Annotated in this window: 15 protein-coding genes and 1 tRNA gene; 13 read left to right on the top strand and 3 right to left on the bottom strand. The window is 71.1% G+C overall.

What is annotated here, in order from left to right; all coding sequences use genetic code 11:
• The 5 genes from RIF68_RS06770 to RIF68_RS06750 form a co-directional block, all read left to right on the top strand.
• Positions 1 to 330, top strand: a 330-nt coding sequence (locus RIF68_RS06770) for a siderophore-interacting protein (RefSeq protein ID WP_309050217.1), incomplete at its 5' end; no start/stop codon positions are given.
• A gap of 144 nt (positions 331 to 474) precedes the next feature.
• Positions 475 to 1,914 (top strand): aspartate aminotransferase family protein, encoded by a 1,440-nt coding sequence (locus RIF68_RS06765; protein ID WP_309050216.1) that lies wholly within the window; start codon positions 475 to 477, stop codon positions 1,912 to 1,914.
• The gene (locus tag RIF68_RS06760) at positions 1,901 to 3,184 is read left to right on the top strand and encodes a lysine N(6)-hydroxylase/L-ornithine N(5)-oxygenase family protein (RefSeq protein ID WP_309050215.1); all 1,284 of its coding nucleotides are present in this window, start codon (positions 1,901 to 1,903) and stop codon (positions 3,182 to 3,184) included. Before RIF68_RS06765 ends, RIF68_RS06760 begins: the two co-directional genes overlap by 14 nt.
• Positions 3,181 to 3,711: a GNAT family N-acetyltransferase gene (locus tag RIF68_RS06755; protein WP_309050214.1), complete on the top strand. Its 531-nt coding sequence runs from the start codon at positions 3,181 to 3,183 to the stop codon at positions 3,709 to 3,711. Before RIF68_RS06760 ends, RIF68_RS06755 begins: the two co-directional genes overlap by 4 nt.
• Entirely contained in the window at positions 3,708 to 5,492 is a 1,785-nt protein-coding gene (locus tag RIF68_RS06750; protein WP_309050213.1) for an IucA/IucC family siderophore biosynthesis protein, read from the top strand. The genes RIF68_RS06755 and RIF68_RS06750 overlap by 4 nt, the downstream gene beginning before the upstream one ends.
• Positions 5,493 to 5,547: 55 nt before the next feature.
• Here the strand turns inward: RIF68_RS06750 and RIF68_RS06745 are convergent, their stop codons facing one another.
• Positions 5,548 to 7,206, bottom strand: a complete 1,659-nt coding sequence (locus RIF68_RS06745; RefSeq protein WP_309050212.1) for a beta-N-acetylhexosaminidase — start codon at positions 7,204 to 7,206, stop codon at positions 5,548 to 5,550.
• 193 nt (positions 7,207 to 7,399) lie between these two features.
• On the opposite strand from RIF68_RS06745, the gene RIF68_RS06740 reads away from it, so the two are divergent.
• Complete coding sequence (locus RIF68_RS06740; RefSeq protein WP_309050211.1) at positions 7,400 to 7,675, top strand: hypothetical protein; 276 nt, start codon at positions 7,400 to 7,402, stop codon at positions 7,673 to 7,675.
• A gap of 90 nt (positions 7,676 to 7,765) precedes the next feature.
• Positions 7,766 to 9,583 (top strand): glutamine--fructose-6-phosphate transaminase (isomerizing), encoded by a 1,818-nt coding sequence (gene glmS / locus RIF68_RS06735; RefSeq protein WP_309050210.1) that lies wholly within the window; start codon positions 7,766 to 7,768, stop codon positions 9,581 to 9,583.
• A gap of 175 nt (positions 9,584 to 9,758) precedes the next feature.
• Here glmS and RIF68_RS06730 read toward each other — a convergent pair whose 3' ends face one another.
• Positions 9,759 to 10,280: a universal stress protein gene (locus RIF68_RS06730; protein ID WP_309050209.1), complete on the bottom strand. Its 522-nt coding sequence runs from the start codon at positions 10,278 to 10,280 to the stop codon at positions 9,759 to 9,761.
• Positions 10,281 to 10,620: 340 nt separating this feature from the next.
• On the opposite strand from RIF68_RS06730, the gene RIF68_RS06725 reads away from it, so the two are divergent.
• The 6 genes from RIF68_RS06725 to RIF68_RS06700 all read left to right on the top strand — a co-directional run bounded on the left by RIF68_RS06725 (position 10,621) and on the right by RIF68_RS06700 (position 17,272).
• Positions 10,621 to 11,013, top strand: coding sequence for a hypothetical protein (locus tag RIF68_RS06725; protein WP_309050208.1), 393 nt, complete (start codon positions 10,621 to 10,623; stop codon positions 11,011 to 11,013).
• Between the two features lie 377 nt (positions 11,014 to 11,390).
• Positions 11,391 to 12,560 (top strand): helix-turn-helix domain-containing protein, encoded by a 1,170-nt coding sequence (locus RIF68_RS06720; RefSeq protein WP_309050207.1) that lies wholly within the window; start codon positions 11,391 to 11,393, stop codon positions 12,558 to 12,560.
• Positions 12,561 to 12,701: 141 nt separating this feature from the next.
• Positions 12,702 to 13,304 (top strand): oligoribonuclease, encoded by a 603-nt coding sequence (orn, locus tag RIF68_RS06715; RefSeq protein ID WP_309050206.1) that lies wholly within the window; start codon positions 12,702 to 12,704, stop codon positions 13,302 to 13,304.
• A 105-nt stretch (positions 13,305 to 13,409) separates the two neighbouring features.
• Positions 13,410 to 13,482: transfer RNA gene (locus RIF68_RS06710), tRNA-His, on the top strand.
• A 242-nt stretch (positions 13,483 to 13,724) separates the two neighbouring features.
• On the top strand, positions 13,725 to 16,829 hold the full coding sequence (locus tag RIF68_RS06705) for a DNRLRE domain-containing protein (RefSeq protein WP_309050205.1): 3,105 nt from the start codon (positions 13,725 to 13,727) through the stop codon (positions 16,827 to 16,829).
• Positions 16,826 to 17,272 (top strand): hypothetical protein, encoded by a 447-nt coding sequence (locus RIF68_RS06700; protein WP_309050204.1) that lies wholly within the window; start codon positions 16,826 to 16,828, stop codon positions 17,270 to 17,272. Before RIF68_RS06705 ends, RIF68_RS06700 begins: the two co-directional genes overlap by 4 nt.
• Positions 17,273 to 17,365: 93 nt before the next feature.
• Here RIF68_RS06700 and RIF68_RS06695 read toward each other — a convergent pair.
• Positions 17,366 to 17,958, bottom strand: a 593-nt coding sequence (locus RIF68_RS06695) for a cellulose-binding domain-containing protein (protein WP_309050203.1), incomplete at its 5' end; no start/stop codon positions are given.

Here is a 17,958-nt window from a genome sequence, read left to right as displayed (position 1 = left end):
GCCGAGACCCGGGCCCAGGTCTTCCTGGAGGTCCCCTACTCCGGTGACCGTACGGAGCTGGCCACGGAGGCGGACGCCACCGTGACCTGGCTCGTGCGGGAGGAGGGGGCGCCGTCCGCCGTGGCGGCGATCGAGGGCACGGCGCTGCCCGGCGAGGCCCCGTACGTCTGGATCGCGGGCGAGTCCGGCTCGGTCAAGGCGCTGCGGCGGCACTTCGTGCGCGACCGGGGCCTGGACCGCCGCCGGGTGACGTTCGTGGGCTACTGGCGCAAGGGCCTGTCCGAGGACGCGCTGCGCGAGGTCCCGGACGAGACCCTGGAAGAGTCGTAACCCTCACTTCACCTGGCGTTTCACCCCGTCAACTGTCGTGCGCCGAGGGGGGCGAGGGGTCGTTGCGAGGAAAATTTAGGTTAGGCTAACCTTACTGACGCATCGTCCCCCTCGCCCCTCTCTGCTGTCCCGGAGGCCCCCCACATGCGCTCGCACCTGCTCAACGACGCCACGGCGGAGAGCTACCGGCGCTCCGTCACCGAAGGAGTCGAGCGGGTGGCGAACAAACTCGCCACGACCCGCGGCCCGTTCACCGGAGTCACCCCCGCCGAGCTCGCGCCCGTCATCGACGCCGTCGACCTCGACCGGCCGCTGGGCGACGCCTCCGCCGCGCTGGACGAGCTGGAGGACGTCTACCTCCGCGACGCGGTCTACTTCCACCACCCGCGCTACCTGGGCCACCTCAACTGCCCGGTCGTCATCCCCGCGGTCCTCGGCGAGGCGATCCTGTCGGCGGTCAACTCCTCCCTCGACACCTGGGACCAGAGCGCGGGCGGCACCCTCATCGAACGCAAGCTCATCGACTGGACCGCCGGCCGCATCGGCCTCGGCCCGCTCGCCGACGGCGTCTTCACCAGCGGCGGCACCCAGTCCAACCTCCAGGCGCTGCTGCTGGCCCGCGAGGAGGCCGGCACCCGCGACCTGTCGAAGCTGCGGATCTTCTCCTCCGAGTGCAGCCACTTCTCCGTCCAGAAGTCGGCCACCCTCCTCGGCCTCGGCGCCGACGCGGTCGTCTCCGTCCCCGTCGACCGGAACAAGCGGATGCAGTCCGTCGTCCTCGCCGCCGAGCTGGAGACCTGCCGCGCCGAGGGCCTGATCCCCATGGCGATCGTCGCCACCGCGGGCACCACCGACTTCGGCTCCATCGACCCGCTGCCCGAGATCGCCGCGCTGGCCGAGGAGTACGGCGCCTGGATGCACGTGGACGCGGCCTACGGCTGCGGGCTGCTCACCTCCCTCAAGCGCCGCGACCTCCTGGACGGCATCGAGCGCGCGAACTCCGTCACCGTCGACTACCACAAGTCCTTCTTCCAGCCGGTGAGCTCCTCCGCCGTGCTGGTCCGCGACGGCGCCACCCTGCGCCACGCGACCTACCACGCGGACTACCTCAACCCGCGCCGCACGGTGGCGGAGGCGATCCCCAACCAGGTCGACAAGTCGCTCCAGACCACCCGCCGCTTCGACGCGCTCAAGCTGTGGATGACCCTGCGCGTGATGGGCGCCGACGGCATCGGCGAACTCTTCGACGAGGTCTGCGACCTGGCCCGCGAGGGCTTCGCCCTGCTCGCCGCCGACCCCCGCTACGACGTCGTGGTCGAGCCGCAGCTCTCCACCCTCGTCTACCGCTACATCCCCGAGAACGTCACCTCCCCCGCCGAGATCGACCGGGCGAACCTCTACGCCCGCAAGGCCCTGTTCGCCTCCGGCGAGGCCGTGGTCGCCGGCACCAAGGTCGACGGCCGCCAGTACCTCAAGTTCACCTTGCTCAACCCCGAGACCACCACGGCCGACATCGCCGCCGTGCTCGATCTGATCGCCGGCCACGCCGAGCAGTACCTGGGAGAGAACCTTGTCCACGCCTGAGACGCCCGAGACGTACGACTTCATCGGCATCGGGCTCGGTCCCTTCAACCTCGGCCTCGCCTGCCTGACCGAGCCCATCGGCGAGCTGAACGGTCTCTTCCTGGAGTCCAAGCCCGACTTCGAGTGGCACTCGGGGATGTTCCTGGAGGGCGCGCACCTCCAGACCCCGTTCATGTCGGACCTGGTGACCCTCGCCGACCCGACCTCGCCGTACTCCTTCCTCAACTACCTGAAGGAGAAGGGCCGGCTCTACTCGTTCTACATCCGCGAGAACTTCTACCCGCTGCGGACCGAGTACAACGACTACTGCCGCTGGGCCGCCGGAAAGCTCTCCTCCATCCGCTTCTCCACCACCGTCGCCACCGTCACCTTCGACGAGGCCGGCGAGGAGTACGTGGTGCGCACCGAGGCCGGAGAAACGTTCCGCGCCCGCCGGCTCGTCCTCGGCACGGGCACCCCGCCGTACATCCCCGAGTCCTGCCACGGCCTCGGCGGCGACCTCATCCACAACTCCCGCTACCTGCCGAACAAGGCGGAGCTGCAGAAGAAGAAGTCGATCACCCTGATCGGCAGCGGCCAGAGCGCCGCCGAGATCTACTACGACCTCCTCTCCGAGATCGACGTCCACGGCTACCGGCTGAACTGGGTGACCCGCTCCCCGCGCTTCTTCCCGCTGGAGTACACCAAGCTCACCCTGGAGATGACCTCGCCCGAGTACGTGGACTACTTCCACGCGCTCCCCGAGCGGACCCGCTACCGCCTGGAGACCGAGCAGAAGGGCCTCTTCAAGGGCATCGACGGCGAGCTCATCGACGCCATCTTCGACCTGCTCTACCAGAAGAACCTGGGCGGCCCGGTGCCCACCCGCCTGCTCACCAACTCGGCGCTGCACACGGCCGCGTACGACGAGACGGCGGGCGCGTACACGCTCGGCTTCCGCCAGGAGGAGCAGGAGAAGGACTTCACCCTGGAGACCGAGGGCCTGATCCTCGCCACCGGCTACAAGTACGCCGTCCCCGCCTTCCTGGAGCCGATCCGGGACCGGCTCCGCTGGGACTCCCAGGGCCGCTTCGACGTGGCCCGCAACTACGCGATCGACACGACGGGCCGCGGGGTCTTCCTCCAGAACGCCGGCGTGCACACGCACTCCATCACCTCGCCCGACCTCGGCATGGGGCCGTACCGCAACGCGTACATCATCGGAGCCATGCTCGGCTCCGAGTACTACCCCGTCGAGAAGACCATCGCCTTCCAGGAGTTCGCGGTATGACCGTCCGGATACGCCCCCTCGACCCGCTCAAGGACGCGGAGCTGATCCACCCGTGGGTCACCCACCCCAAGGCCGGGTTCTGGATGATGCAGGACCACCGCCTGGAGGACGTCGAGCGCGACTACATGGCGATCGCCGCCCACCCGCACCACGACGCCTTCATCGGTCTGGTGGACGAGGAGCCCGCCTTCCTCATGGAGCGGTACGACCCCTCGAAGGTCGAGCTGGTCGGCCTCTACGACCCGCTGCCCGGCGACGTCGGCATGCACTTCCTCGTCGCCCCCACCGACACGCCCGTGCACGGCTTCACCCGCCGGGTGATCACCGCCGTCATGGCCGAGCTGTTCGCCGACCCGGCGACCGCCCGCGTGGTCGTCGAGCCCGACGTGCGCAACAAGGCCGTGCACGCCCTCAACGAGGCCGTCGGCTTCGTGCCCGACCGCGAGATCCAGAAGCCGGAGAAGAAGGCCCTGCTGAGCTTCTGCACCCGCGCCGACTTCGAGGCCGCCGTGGGAGCCGCCGCATGAACCGCGACCAGCACGACCCCGTCGCCCACCTCACCCCCGAGCGCTGGGCCGACGCCAACCGGGCCCTGATCCGCAAGGCGCTCGCCGAGTTCACCCACGAGCGCCTGCTGAACCCGCAGGAGCTGGGCGAGGGCCGCTACCGCGTCCTCAGCGACGACGGCGCCACCGAGTACCGCTTCACCGCCGACCGGTTCGCCCTCGACCACTGGCAGGTCTACGCCGAGTCGATCAGCCGCCACCGGGGTGACGAGCAGCTCCCGCTCGACGCGCTCCAGTTCGTCACCGAGCTGCGCGGTTCCCTCGGCCTGAGCGACGAGATCCTCCCCGTCTACCTGGAGGAGATCTCCTCCACCCTGGCCGGGACGGCGTTCAAGTCGACCAAACCGCCGGTGACCTCCGCCGAGCTGGCCCACGCCGGCTTCCAGGCCGTCGAGACCGGGATGACCGAGGGCCACCCCTGCTTCGTCGCCAACAACGGCCGCCTCGGCTTCGGCGTCGACGAGTACCGGGCCTACGCCCCCGAGGCCGCGAGCCCGATCCACCTGATCTGGCTGGCGGCGCACCGCGACCGCACCACCTTCACCGCCGGGGCGGACATCGAGTACGAGGCGTTCATCCGCGCCGAACTCGGCGACGCGACCGTGGACGGCTTCGCCGCGGCCCTCGCCGGGCGGGGCCTGGACCCGGCCGACTACCTGCTCATGCCGGTCCACCCCTGGCAGTGGTGGAACAAGCTGTCCGTCACCTTCGCCGCCGAGGTGGCGCAGCAGCGCCTGGTGTACCTGGGCGAGGGCTCCGACGCCTACCTGGCGCAGCAGTCGATCCGTACCTTCTTCAACACCACCGACCCGGCCAAGCACTACGTCAAAACGGCCCTGTCGGTGATCAACATGGGCTTCATGCGGGGCCTGTCGGCCGCCTACATGGAGGCCACCCCGGCCATCAACGACTGGCTGGCCCACCTGATCGCGTCGGACTCCGTCCTCCAGGCGGCCCGTTTCTCGATCATCCGCGAGCGGGCGGCCGTCGGCTACCGGCACCTGGAGTACGAGGCCGCCACCGACCGCTACTCGCCCTACCGCAAGATGCTGGCCGCGCTCTGGCGCGAGTCCCCGGTGCCGTCCCTCGCCGAGGGCGAGCGCCTGGCGACCATGGCCTCCCTGCTGCACGTCGACCACACGGGCGCCTCCTTCGCCGGCGCGCTGATCAAGGAGTCGGGCCTGGCGCCGGCGGCCTGGCTGCGCGGCTACCTGGACGCGTACCTGCTGCCGGTCCTGCACAGCTTCTACGCCTACGACCTGGCGTACATGCCGCACGGTGAGAACGTCATCCTCGTTCTGGACGAGCGGGGCGCGGTCGCGCGGGCGATCTTCAAGGACATCGCCGAGGAGATCGTCGTCATGGACCCGGACGCGGTGCTGCCGCCCGCCGTGGAGCGGGTCCGCGCCGAGGTCCCGGAGGACATGAAGCTGCTGTCCGTCTTCACGGACGTCTTCGACTGCTTCTTCCGCTTCCTCGGCGCGACCCTCGCCGCCGAGGGCGTGGTCGACGAGGACACCTTCTGGCGGACGGTCGCCGAGTGCGTGAAGGGCTACCAGGAGTCGAAGCCGGAGCTGGCGGACCGCTTCGCGCAGTACGACATGTTCGCCGAGACCTTCGCCCTCTCGGCCCTCAACCGCCTCCAGCTGCGCAACAACAAGCAGATGGTGGACCTGGCGGACCCGTCGGCGGCGCTCCAGCTCGTCGGCGACCTGGTGAACCCGATCGCGCGGTTCGCCTGACGGACCGGTGCGGGCCCCGGCGGAGTACGGTCCTCCGCCGGGGCCCGCATCCGTGTCATTCCCCGGAGCCGCCGGCCGGCCAGGGGACCTGCGGGGAGCGGTGGTAGCCGATGCCCAGCGCGTCGAAGCGCGGGGCCTGCTCGGCGAGCCGCACCTTGTACGTCTCCCAGTCGTGGGTCGCGGCCGGGGACCAGCCGAGCTCGGCCACGCCGGGCAGGCGCGGGAAGGCCATGACGTCCAGGTGGGCCGGGGTCTCCAGGGTCTCGGTCCACAGCGGGGCCTCGACCCCGCGCACGGCGTTCGCCGGGGCGCCGGGGAGATAGGCCGCCGGGTCCCAGTCGTAGGAGCGGCGGACCTCCACGTACCCGGCCCAGGCCAGACCGAGCGGGGTGTCCTTCGTGTACTTCATGTCCAGGTACACCCGGTCGGCGGGCGAAAGGATCAGCCCCGTGCCGTTCCGCGCGGCGGCGGCCACCTTCTCCTTCTCGGCGGCCGGGGTGCGGTCCAGGCCCCAGTACTGGACGAGGGCGCCCTCGGCGGGGGTGGCGCCGGTCAGCTGGTGCCAGCCCACGACCGTCTTGCCGTACTTCGCGACGACGGGCTGGACCCGCTCCATGAAGGCGGCGTAGTCGGCGTGGCTGGTGGAGTGCGCCTCGTCGCCGCCGATGTGCAGGTAGCGGCCCGGGGTGAGCGCGGCGATCTCGCGGATCACGTCGTCCACGAAGTCGTACGTGACGGGCTTGGGCACGCACAGCGAGCTGAAGCCGACCTTGATCCCGGTGTAGAGGGGCGGGGCGACGCCGTCGCAGTTGAGCTCCGCGTAGGAGGCGAGGGCCGCGTTGGTGTGGCCCGGCATGTCGATCTCCGGGATCACCTCCTGGTGGCGGGAGGCCGCGTAGCGGACGATCTCCTGGTACTCCTCCTTGGTGTAGTAGCCGCCGGGTCCGCCGCCGACCTCGGTGGAGCCGCCGTACGTGGTGAGCCGGGGCCAGGAGTCGACGGCGATGCGCCAGCCCTGGTCGTCGGTGAGGTGCAGGTGCAACGTGTTGATCTTGTAGAGGGCGAGCTGGTCGATGTACCGCTTCACCTCGTCCACGGTGAAGAAGTGCCGGGAGACGTCGAGCATCGCTCCCCGGTACGCGTAGCGCGGGGTGTCGGTGACGGTGCCGCCCGCGATCTTCCAGGGGCCGGGCTGGACGGTCCGGCGCTCCACGGCCGCCGGCAGCTGCTGGCGGAGCGTCTGCACCCCGCGGAAGAGGCCGGCCGGCTCGCGGGCGGTCAGGGTGATGCCGCCGGGTTCGGAGCGGAGCCGGTAGCCCTCCGCGCCCAGGGCGGTCTCGCCGGGGCTGACGCGGAGCCGGATGCCGCTCTGGGCGGCCCGCTCGTCCACGACGGGCAGCGGGAAGCCGGTGGAGGGACGCAGGAGGCCGGCCAGGTAACGGCCGACCTCCCGGGACTTCTGGTCCACCCCGATGCGGGTGGTGCGGGTGAGCGTGTACGGCTCGCCCTCGGGGGTGACGGAGGCGGGTACGGGGATGATGCGGCCCAGCGGGCGGACCTCGGGCTCGGCCGCGGCGCCCGCGGCGGGACCCGGGGCGGGCGCCGCCTTCCGGGCTGGTTTCCCGGCGGCGGAGGCCTCGCCGCCCGCGGCCGCGGCCACGGCGAGCAGAAGCAGGGAACCGATCAGGCGCGGAATCCTTCGGCGCTGTCTCACAGGCGTGCTCCCCTTCAGGTGATCAACGCGTCTGTCGTTCTCTATATCCGGTTGTCACCCTTGCGTACCGCTCCCCTCACACCGGGTCAAGGTCTGGACCAAGTCCCTCGTTTTTCCCGTCGATCATGAGGGTCCTGCCCGATTCCGGGCAGGAATGTTGCGGAAAGCCGGGGCCACCCCTCAGTATTTCCAGGTGCTCGAACGCCGCCCGTCGCACGACGACCTCATCGACCACCTGGTGCGCAGCACCGCGCTCCAGCGCGGTGAGGCCACCCGGGTGGTTCTCGACGTGCTGGCGTACTTCGACGAGACGACCGAGGAGTTCGTCCGGCGCCGCCACCGCGAACTGCAGGCGGGCGGGGCCGTGAACGCCCAGATCTTCGAACGGATCGCGGCGGAGCTGCCGCACCGGGCCGTGGCACCACCGGAGCTGTCGCTCCGGCAGCTGCGCCGGATCGTCTACGGCTGAGACGGCCGAACGGAACCGGCCGGACCGGCCGGACCCGGCTGTCGCCCACGGGGCGGACCGCACCATCACCAACCGGAGGGGTTACACCTTATGTGTGGAATTGTCGGTTACATCGGTAAGCGCGACGTGGCGCCGCTGCTGCTCGAAGGCCTCCAGCGCCTCGAGTACCGCGGCTACGACTCCGCGGGCCTCGTCATCACCAGCCCCAAGTCCAACGGCCTGAAGATGGTCAAGGCCAAGGGCCGCGTCCGCGACCTCGAAGCCCGCGTCCCCAAGCGCTTCACCGGCACCACCGGCATCGCCCACACCCGCTGGGCCACCCACGGCGCCCCCAGCGACCACAACTCGCACCCCCACCTCGACCCCGAGAACAAGGTCGCCGTCGTCCACAACGGCATCGTCGACAACGCCGCCGAACTCCGCGCCAAGCTCGAGGCCGACGGCGTCGTCTTCGCCTCCGAGACCGACACCGAGGTCATCACCCACCTCATCGCCCGCTCCCAGGCCGACAGCCTCGAGGAGAAGGTCCGCGAGGCGCTCAAGGTCATCGAGGGCACCTACGGCATCGCCGTCATGCACGCCGACTTCAACGACCGCATCGTCGTCGCCCGCAACGGCTCCCCCGTGATCCTCGGCATCGGCGAGAAGGAGATGCTCGTCGCCTCCGACGTCGCCGCGCTCATCGCCCACACCCGCCAGGTCGTCACCCTCGACGACGGCGAGATGGCCACCCTCAAGGCCGACGACTTCCGCACCTACACGGTCGCGGGCGCCTCCACCACGGCGACCCCCGAGACCGTCGAGTGGGAGGCCGCCTCCTACGACATGGGCGGCCACGACACGTACATGCACAAGGAGATCTCCGAGCAGCCCGACGCGGTCGACCGTGTGCTGCGCGGCCGGATCGACGACCGCTTCTCCACCGTGCACCTCGGCGGCCTCAACCTCGACCCGCGCGAGGCCCGCACCATCCGCCGCATCAAGATCCTCGGCTGCGGCACCTCGTACCACGCCGGCATGATCGGCGCCTCCCTCATCGAGGGCATGGCCCGCATCCCGGCCGACGCCGAGCCGGCCTCCGAGTTCCGCTACCGCAACCCGGTCGTCGACCCCGACACCCTCTACATCGCGGTCTCCCAGTCCGGCGAGACGTACGACGTGCTCGCCGCCGTCCAGGAGCTGAAGCGGAAGGGCGCCCGCGTCCTCGGCGTCGTCAACGTGGTCGGCTCCGCCATCGCCCGCGAGGCCGACGGCGGCGTCTACGTCCACGCCGGCCCCGAGGTCTGCGTCGTCTCCACCAAGTGCTTCACCAACACGGTGGTCGCCTTCGCGCTCCTCGCCCTCCACCTCGGCCGCATCCGCGACCTGTCCGTGACCGACGGCAAGCGGATCATCGAAGGCCTGCGCAAGCTCCCCGCCCAGATCGAGGAGATCCTCAAGACCGAGGACGAGATCAAGGAGCTCGCCAAGGAGTACGCCGGCGCCCAGTCGATGATGTTCATCGGCCGCGTCCGGGGCTACCCCGTCGCCCTGGAGGCCTCCCTGAAGCTCAAGGAGATCTCCTACATCCACGCCGAGGCCTACCCCGCCTCCGAGCTCAAGCACGGCCCGCTCGCCCTCATCGAGCCGGCCCTGCCGACGGTCGCGATCGTCCCCGACGACGACCTGCTGGAGAAGAACCGCGCCGCCCTGGAGGAGATCAAGGCCCGCTCCGGCCGCATCCTCGCCGTCGCCCACCAGCCCCAGGAGAAGGCCGACCACACCATCGTGGTGCCGAAGAACGAGGACGAGCTCGACCCCATCCTCATGGGCATCCCGCTCCAGCTGTTCGCCTACCACACGGCGCTCGCCATGGGCCGCGACATCGACAAGCCGCGGAACCTCGCCAAGTCCGTCACGGTCGAGTAGTCGCCGGGGCGGGGCCTGTCCCCCCGCCCCGGCCCGCCGGGCCTGTCCCCCGGCGGATCGACCGGACACCGAACCGGCCCCCGCGCATCCCAGGAGCGCGGGGGCCGGTTCGTTTCCCGGGCTCGGTCCGCCGCGGACCGGGGGTGGTCGTCCTGGGACCGGAGAGGGCGGGGGGTTACGGGATGACGATCACGGGCCGCCGCGCGCGCCGTGCCAGGCGGCCGGCCACCGAGCCGAAGATCCGGCCGACGATCCCGTGCGTGGAGCCGACCACGATCGCGTCGGCCGAGTACTCGCGGCCGACCTCCTCCAGCTCGTGGCAGATGTCCCCGCCGCGCTCGACGAGGATCCAGGGGACCTCGGAGAGGTGATCGGCGCAGGCCAGCTCCAGACCGAGCACCTCGGTGCGGTGGTCCGGGACGTCCACGAAGACGGGGGGCTCGCAGCCCGCCCAGACGGTGGTCGGCAGCCGGTTGGCCACGTGCACGATGATCAGGCCGGAGCCCGATCGCCGGGCCATGCCGATGGCGTAGGCGAGAGCGCGCTCACTGGACGTGGAGCCGTCGAAGCCGACCACCACCCCGTGCCGGAAGGCCGGGTCGCAGGAGTGGCGTGGCTGTTCCACCGCGAGGGGGTCGACCGTGGAATCGGCGACGCGCTTGCGGTCCGCGGGTTCGAAGAATTCGTGACCGGCCATCGGTGTCTCGGCGAAGAGGGTCCTCGTGGGAAGGGACGGTGAAGGGGGGAGGAACAACGGGTGGCGGCGGAGCTGTGTCCGGGAATCATCTTCCCAAGCCCATACCCCCAAGGGTACGGCGAGACTCCTCTCCTGCCCAGGGCCCGCCGTAGCACGCCCGGCTTGCGCGCCGCTTGAGGACGGCGTTCCAGGGAGCATGCACGAGCGGTTCGGCTTCTGGCAATGCCGGGTGGGTTCTACAAGCGTCCGTACGGGGGCCAAACGGACGTCGCTCACAGTGACCGGAGTGTTCCGTTCCTCGTTGCCACAGGTCCGGCCCACCGACCCAGGGAGACCGCCCGTGCCCGTACCGTCGAGCCCCGCCAGGACGCCGGACGCCGGCCGTCCCGCCGCGCCCGGGGGGCGCCGCCGGGCGGCGCGCGGGCACGCTCCGGCCGCCCCCGCGCGGCGGCCGGCCGGGACCGCGGAGGCGTGCACGGCCGCCGGCCACGCCGACGAACTGGTCCGCTGGGCGGTCTTCTGCTGCGTCCTGGTGCCGGTGGTCCTCGTCGTCTACGGCACCTCCCTCGGCGGAGCGGCCGGCGCGGCACTGGGGCTCGTCTCGGTGACCGCGGCCTGCCGGGTGCTGCTGCGCCGCTCCGAGCGCGGTCCACGGGCCGGGCGGGGGCCCTCCGAGGGGGTCGCGGAGGGGGCCGGAAGCCGCCGGCGGAAACGGACGAACCCACCGAGTTGACAGGCTCGCACACCCGATCTCATCGGTTTTCAGCCAAGTTCTCTTTCTCGGCGATTCCTTGGCGGAACGGTCCTCCACCGAGGGCCCCCAGGGGCCCGAAAGCCCCGCCACAAGGGCTCACACCCTCCGCGTACGGGGCGTTCGCCGCGGTGGCCCTTCCGTCGGGGGCCGCCGGGCGGAACGCTTCGCCATCGATCGCTTCACGCCAAGTGGCCTTGTCGACAATCTGCCGGATGGAGAACTTGTCACGGCGGTGCCATGGGACGCAGTAGATTCGATCATGGGTACCGAAGACTGGGGCCTCGCGCAAAACCGAGGGGAAACGTGCAGGTGCGACACGACCAGGGAGACGCCAACACCGAGGGGGGCTTAGCCTGATGAGCCAGGACTCCGCCGTACCGGAGGTCGCACGGAAGCTGTCCGGGCGCCGCCGTCGCGAAGTCGTCGCGGTGCTGCTGTTCAGCGGCGGCCCCATCTTCGAGAGCTCCATCCCGCTCTCCGTGTTCGGCATCGACCGACAGGACGCGGGAGTCCCCCGCTACCGGCTGCTCGTCTGCGCCGGCGAGGAGGGCCCCCTGCGGACCACCGGTGGGCTCGAACTCACCGCTCCGTACGGCCTGGAGGCCATCGCCCGGGCGGGGACGGTCGTCGTCCCGGCCTGGCGGTCGATCACCTCCCCGCCGCCGCCGGAGGCACTGGAGGCGCTGCGCCGCGCCCATGAGGAAGGGGCGAGGATCGTCGGCCTGTGCACCGGCGCGTTCGTGCTCGCCGCGGCCGGCCTGCTCGACGGCCGCCCGGCGACCACGCACTGGATGTACGCGCCGACGCTGGCCAAGCGCTACCCGTCGGTCCACGTGGACCCGCGGGAGCTCTTCGTCGACGACGGTGACGTGCTCACCTCCGCCGGGACCGCGGCCGGGATCGACCTCTGTCTGCACATCGTGCGGTCCGACCACGGCACGGAGGCCGCGGGCGCCCTGGCGCGCCGGCTGGTCGTCCCGCCGCGGCGCAGCGGCGGGCAGGAGCGCTACCTCGACAGGTCTTTACCCGAGGAGATCGGCGCCGACCCGCTGGCCGAGGTCGTCGCCTGGGCGCTGGAGCACCTCCACGAGCAGTTCGACGTGGAGACGCTCGCCGCGCGGGCGTACATGTCCCGGCGGACCTTCGACCGCCGGTTCCGCTCGCTGACGGGGTCCGCCCCGCTCCAGTGGCTGATCACCCAGCGGGTGCTCCAGGCGCAGCGTCTCCTGGAGACCTCCGACTACTCGGTCGACGAGGTGGCCGGCCGGTGCGGCTTCCGTTCGCCGGTGGCCCTGCGCGGCCACTTCCGGCGGCAGCTCGGCTCCTCGCCGGCCGCCTACCGGGCCGCGTACCGGGCCAGGCGTCCGCAGGGTGAGCCCGCCACGGCGGTGCTCGAACCGGTGATGCCCGCGCAGGTCGCCTCCGGCATGCGCCGCCCGGGCGGTCCGATGGAGCCGGGCAAGCCGCAGTCGGACGCCTACGGCTCCGGCAGGCCCGCCCTGCCGGGACAGCGCAGCGCCCCGTAACACCGCCGCGGGCAGCGGCACCGAGACCGGCGTGGCCACAAGCCGCGCGCCGCAGGGAACGACGGGCCCCCGGGGACACCTCCCCGGGGGCCCGTCGGCCTGCTCCCCCCGTGAGACGCCACGCCCCCTAAGGTGGGACACATGAACGATCGCATGGTGTGGATCGACTGCGAGATGACCGGGCTCTCGCTGACGGACGACGCACTCATCGAGGTGGCCGCGCTGGTCACCGACTCGGAACTGAACGTGCTCGGCGAAGGGGTGGACATCGTGATCCGCCCGCCGGACGCGGCCCTGGAGACCATGCCCGAGATCGTGCGCCGGATGCACACGTCCTCGGGGCTGCTGGACGCCCTGCCCGGCGGCACCACGCTCGCCGACGCTGAGGCCCAGGTGCTGGCGTACATCCGCGAGCACGTGAAGGAGCCCGGCAAGGCGCCGCTCTGCGGGAACTCGGTCTCCACCGACCGCGGCTTCCTCGCGCGGGACATGCCGGCACTGGAGAGCCATCTGCACTACCGGATCGTCGATGTCTCCTCGGTCAAGGAGCTGGCCCGCCGCTGGTACCCGAGGGCGTACTTCAACAGTCCGGAGAAGAGCGGAAACCACCGGGCGCTCGCCGACATCCGCGAGTCCATCGCGGAGCTCCGCTACTACCGGGAGGCGATCTTCGTGCCGCAGCCCGGACCCGACTCGGAGACCGCGAAGGGGATCGCGGCCCGCCACGTCGTACCCGGCGCGTGACCCCTCGCTCGCGCCCGTCGTCAATGCGGGCGCGAGCACCCTCCGGGACCCTGTAGACTTCTTCTCGGCCGGTCGGGGAAACCTTCGGGAAAACCGCCGGTCGTGGTGGGTATAGCTCAGCTGGTAGAGCACCTGGTTGTGGTCCAGGATGTCGCGGGTTCGAGTCCCGTTACTCACCCTGTCGACTCAGGCCCCCGGTTCGGAAGAACCGGGGGCCTGAGTCGTTTCCGCATGCCCCGGGTGAAGGACGGGAGCCACCCCCTCCTTGATCACGAACAGTCACCGCGCGTATCCGATCAAAACGCTCTGTGACCGATCGCACAGGTTCTTGATTGTTCCTTTACCCAATCCTCATGACATGCTCACGCGCCGCCTGCCTCGCAGGTGATCCACATCGAACAAACGATTAAGGGGGGATGGATGCGACGAGCAGTGCGTCTCGCGTCCGTCTCGACCGCCGTTGCGCTGACGCTGTCCATACAGCTGCCGGCCATCGCGGTAGAGGAAACATCCGTCGGCGCCGCTTCGAGCGGCGTCGGCACCACCACCGGCCGCGCCGAGGCACCTGACCTCGCGTCGGCGCGCCTGGCCGCCGCGTTGGGCGGGAAGCGGGTCGAGGCCCTGTCCGAGCGGACGGAGACCTCCAGCACCTGGGCGAACCCGAACGGGACGCTCACGACCGAGACCGCCTCCGGACCGGTCCGGGTCAAGGAGGGTGGCGAGTGGAAGCAGCTCGACACCAGCCTGGTCGACACCGGAGAGCGGCTGGAACCCGAAACCGCCCTCGCCGACGTGAAGCTGTCCGACGGCGGGGCCGAGGACTTCGCCGCCGTCAGCCGGGGGACGCAGACCTTCGGTCTCGACTGGTCCGCGACGAAGTCCCTGCCGGCCCCCCGGGTCGACGGCGACACCGCGGTCTACCCCGACGTCGTCCCCGACGGTGACCTGCACGTCACCGCGCTCCCGCAGGGCTTCACCGAGTCGCTCATCCTGAACGAGCGGCCCACGAAGCCGGTGGAGCTGAGGCTCCCGATCACCCTCAAGGGCCTGAACCTGGAGAAGGAGCCGTCGGGTCACCTGCGGCTCGAGGACGCCAGGGGCGCGCTGGTCGCCAGCGCCCCCGCGCCGCGCATGTGGGGGATGGGCACGGACCCGAAGTCCGGGGACCCCACCCACTCCATGGAGATCGAGACCAGCATCGAGCAGGGGGCGGGCCGCGCGGTCCTGGTCCTCAAGCCGAGCATGGACTTCCTCACCGACCCCGATGTCGTCTACCCGGTGAACATCGACCCCACGACGACCCTGGCGGCGTCCACGGACACCTGGCTCGCCACGAACTACCCCGACTCCCAGCGCGGTTCGACCGAGCTGAAGGCCGGAACCTACGACGGCGGCACCACGAAGGCCCGGTCGTACGTGAAGTTCGACGTGTCGAAGTACGCCGGCAAGCAGATCCTGGACACCGAGTTCCGGCTGCACTCCTACTGGTCGGCGAGCTGCGCCACCACCGGCTCCGGCGTCGCGGTCCGGCGGATCACCGCCAACTGGGACCCCAGCGCCGTGACCTGGGGCGCCCAGCCCGCGACCACGGCCGACGGCGCCGTCGTCTCGCACGCGGCGTACGGGTTCAGTTCCGCGTGTCCGGCGAACTTCATGCGCTGGGACGTGGACGCGATCGTCCAGGCGTGGGCCGCGGGCCAGCCGAACCACGGCCTCCAGGTGCGCGCGGTGGACGAGACCGACTCGCTGAGCTGGCGGCGCTTCCGCTCCGCCAACTACGTGGACGGTTCGCAGGGTCCCACCGAGCCGACCCTCGTCGTGACCTACAACACCAAGCCCAACCTGGCCTCCCCCGTGAGCCCCGCCGACGCGGTGGTCACGGCGGACACCACCCCCACCCTCACCGGTCAGGCCACCGACCCCGACGGTGACTCCGTGCGGCTCACCTTCGAGGTGTGGAACGCCGCCGGCACCACCAAGGTGACGAGCGGGGTCTCCGCGTTCGTGCCGTCCGGCAAGCCCGGCACCTGGACGCCCGGCGCGCTCGCCCCCGGGGCGTACAAGTGGCGCATCGCCGTGTACGACGGGAAGCTCTGGAACGGCGGCTGGTCCGTCTGGCGCAACCTGACCGTGGACACGTCCGTGCCCGCGGCCCCCTCGGTCACCTCGGACACCTATCCCGCCGACGGTCTGTGGCACGGCGGCACGGGCACGCCCGGCTCGTTCACCCTCACCGATCCGCAGGGCAAGGCGGTCACGGCCGAGTACGCCCTCGACGGCGGGACGCCGAGCACCGTGGCGCTCACGGCCGGCAAGGCGACCGTGACCCTGACCCCGGCGGTGGACGGCACGCACGTCCTGACCGCCCGGGTGCGGAACGCCGCCGGAACGTGGTCGGACCCGGCGGAGTACACCTTCCGCAGCGGCCGGATCAGCGGGGTGCTCACCCCGGCGTTCATCAACCAGATCGCCGAGACGCACTTCTCCGACCTGCTGCACCCGGAGGAGGAGCAGACGGAGCCCGAGGACCGGCCCGTCGACACCGAGTACCCGGAGATCGACGACACCCCGGCGGGCTATCAGGAGCAGATCGACCCCGAGGTCGTCGAGACCGAGGAGTCCGTCCTCGCCGCCGGTGTCGTGGAACTGCCCGCCACGGCGGGCCAGGAGATCGTCGGCACGAGCGCGGACGGGGCCACCCAGACCTCGGTGACCATGCCCGCGGGCGCGGCCGCGGCCGCCGGTCTCAGCGAGACGGGCGTCATCGTCTACCCCAACACGCAGACGGACGCCGACACCCTCGCCATCCGGACGGGCCAGAACGCCGTCGAGACGTTCCACCTGCTCAGGAGCGCGTCCGCGGCCAGGAGCTACGCGTACTCCCTCCAGCTCCGGCCCGGCCAGACGGCCACCCAGGGTGCGGACAACGTCATCATCGTCGCGGACGAACTGGGCAACCTGACCTTCATCACCGCCCCGATCGCCCGGGACGCGGGCGGCGTCGAGATCCCGGTGAAGCTCACGCTCTCCGGCGGCGTGGTCACCGCCTCGCTGGCGCCCGCCGCCGGCCAGGAGCTCGCCTACCCGGTGCTGATGGACCCGGGCTTCGGCTACGGCAGCGCCACGCCCTCCGAGAGGTCGTACTGCTTCTGGAACCCGATCGACTGCACGGCGGCGTACGACGCGGCCAACAAGGCGTTCAAGCAGGCGCAGGACTGGTACCCGGACAACACCCTCTTCCAGGGCACGGGTGACTCCTTCCGCCACTGCTACTGGAACGCGCGGATGGAGATCCGCCTGTCCACCACGGACGCCTACGAGTTCGCGACCCGGCACGAGTCGACGTCCTCGGGCGTTGACAAGCAGATGGACCTGAAGAACAACGCGATCGGCCGGGAGATCGGCCGCAAGCGCACCGGTCAGAACAGCGCCGGAACGAAGGCGCGGGACGATTGCCGCAGCGCCCAGCGGAACGGCAAGCTGTGGATCATCAAGAGCGGCAGGCTCGTGAGGAGCAATCAGTGACTCTTTTCGTCAGGCGGGCAGGTGCGCTGATCCTCGTTCTGGAGGCGTGCTACCTGCTTCTCGTGCAGCTGGCCCTCGCGGTGTTCGTGGTGGACACCTCCGAGATCGACCACACGGACGCCGGGGGGTACGGCGGTCTCGGCGGCGGTCTCTTCCTCGCCGCCGAAGGGCTGACGGTCCTGCTGCTGCTCTGGGGAGCGGCCGCGCTCGGGCTCGCCTCCTTCGCGGACAGGGGCCCCGCGTGGGCGCGTGCCGTGGGCTTCGGCCTGGTGGCCGTCACCCAGGTGTTCGTCGTCTGGGCGGCGACGTCCAACGCCCTGGCGCAGGACGCGGGTCCGGACGTGCTGGTGAACGCGGTGATGGTGCTCTTCGCGCTGACCGCGGGCGCCGCGTGCGTCCTCGGGCTCCGCGGCGGGCTCCGGAAGGCGCCTCTCGCGGCCTGAGCCGTCCTCTTCCCGAGGAAGGCCGGGGCCCCGGTTCGAAAGAACCGGGGCCCCGGCCTTTTCCCGTTCAGCGGCCGCCGGCGGGCGGGCCGGTCAGCCCGTCGCGCACGGGGTGCCGCCCAGGGTGAAGGCGGCGGGTGCGGGGTTGGTGCCGGTCCAGCCGCCGGTGAAGCCGAAGGAGGCGGAGGCCCCGGCCGGGACGGTCCCGTTCCAGCCGGCGTCCCTCACGGTGACGGCGGCGCCGTTCTGGCCGGCCGTCGCGTTCCACGCCTGGCCGACGGTCTGGCCCGCGCCGAAGGTCCAGCCGAGCGTCCAGCCGGTCCAGGGAGCGGTGGAGGTGTTGGTCAGGGTGACGTCGGCCTGGAAGCCGCCCTGCCACTGGTTCGTCACCTTGTACGCGACCTTGCAGGCGCCCGCCGGGGCGGGCGGGTCCGTGGGGCCGGGGCCGGTCCCGCCCGTGTCGCCCTGGATGATGCCGCGCCCGTTGGTGGCGACGTACACCCGGCCGTGGACGCGCGGGTCGCCGGTGATGGTGGCGCCGGTCCAGCCCCACTGGTGCGCGTCGTCGTTGATGCGGACCCAGTGCGCGCCGGCGTCGTCGGAGCGGAAGACGCCGCGCACCCCGCCGATCTTCGCGCTGGTGTAGAGCGCCGGGTAGGAGGCCCCGGGGGCGGCCTTGCCGAAGC

Origin of the sequence: Streptomyces sp., assembly GCF_031178505.1 — a bacterium.
GTDB lineage: Bacteria > Actinomycetota > Actinomycetes > Streptomycetales > Streptomycetaceae > Streptomyces > Streptomyces gulbargensis.
Note: the sequence above shows the minus strand (reverse complement) of the source record. Positions and strands in the feature narration are given on the sequence as shown.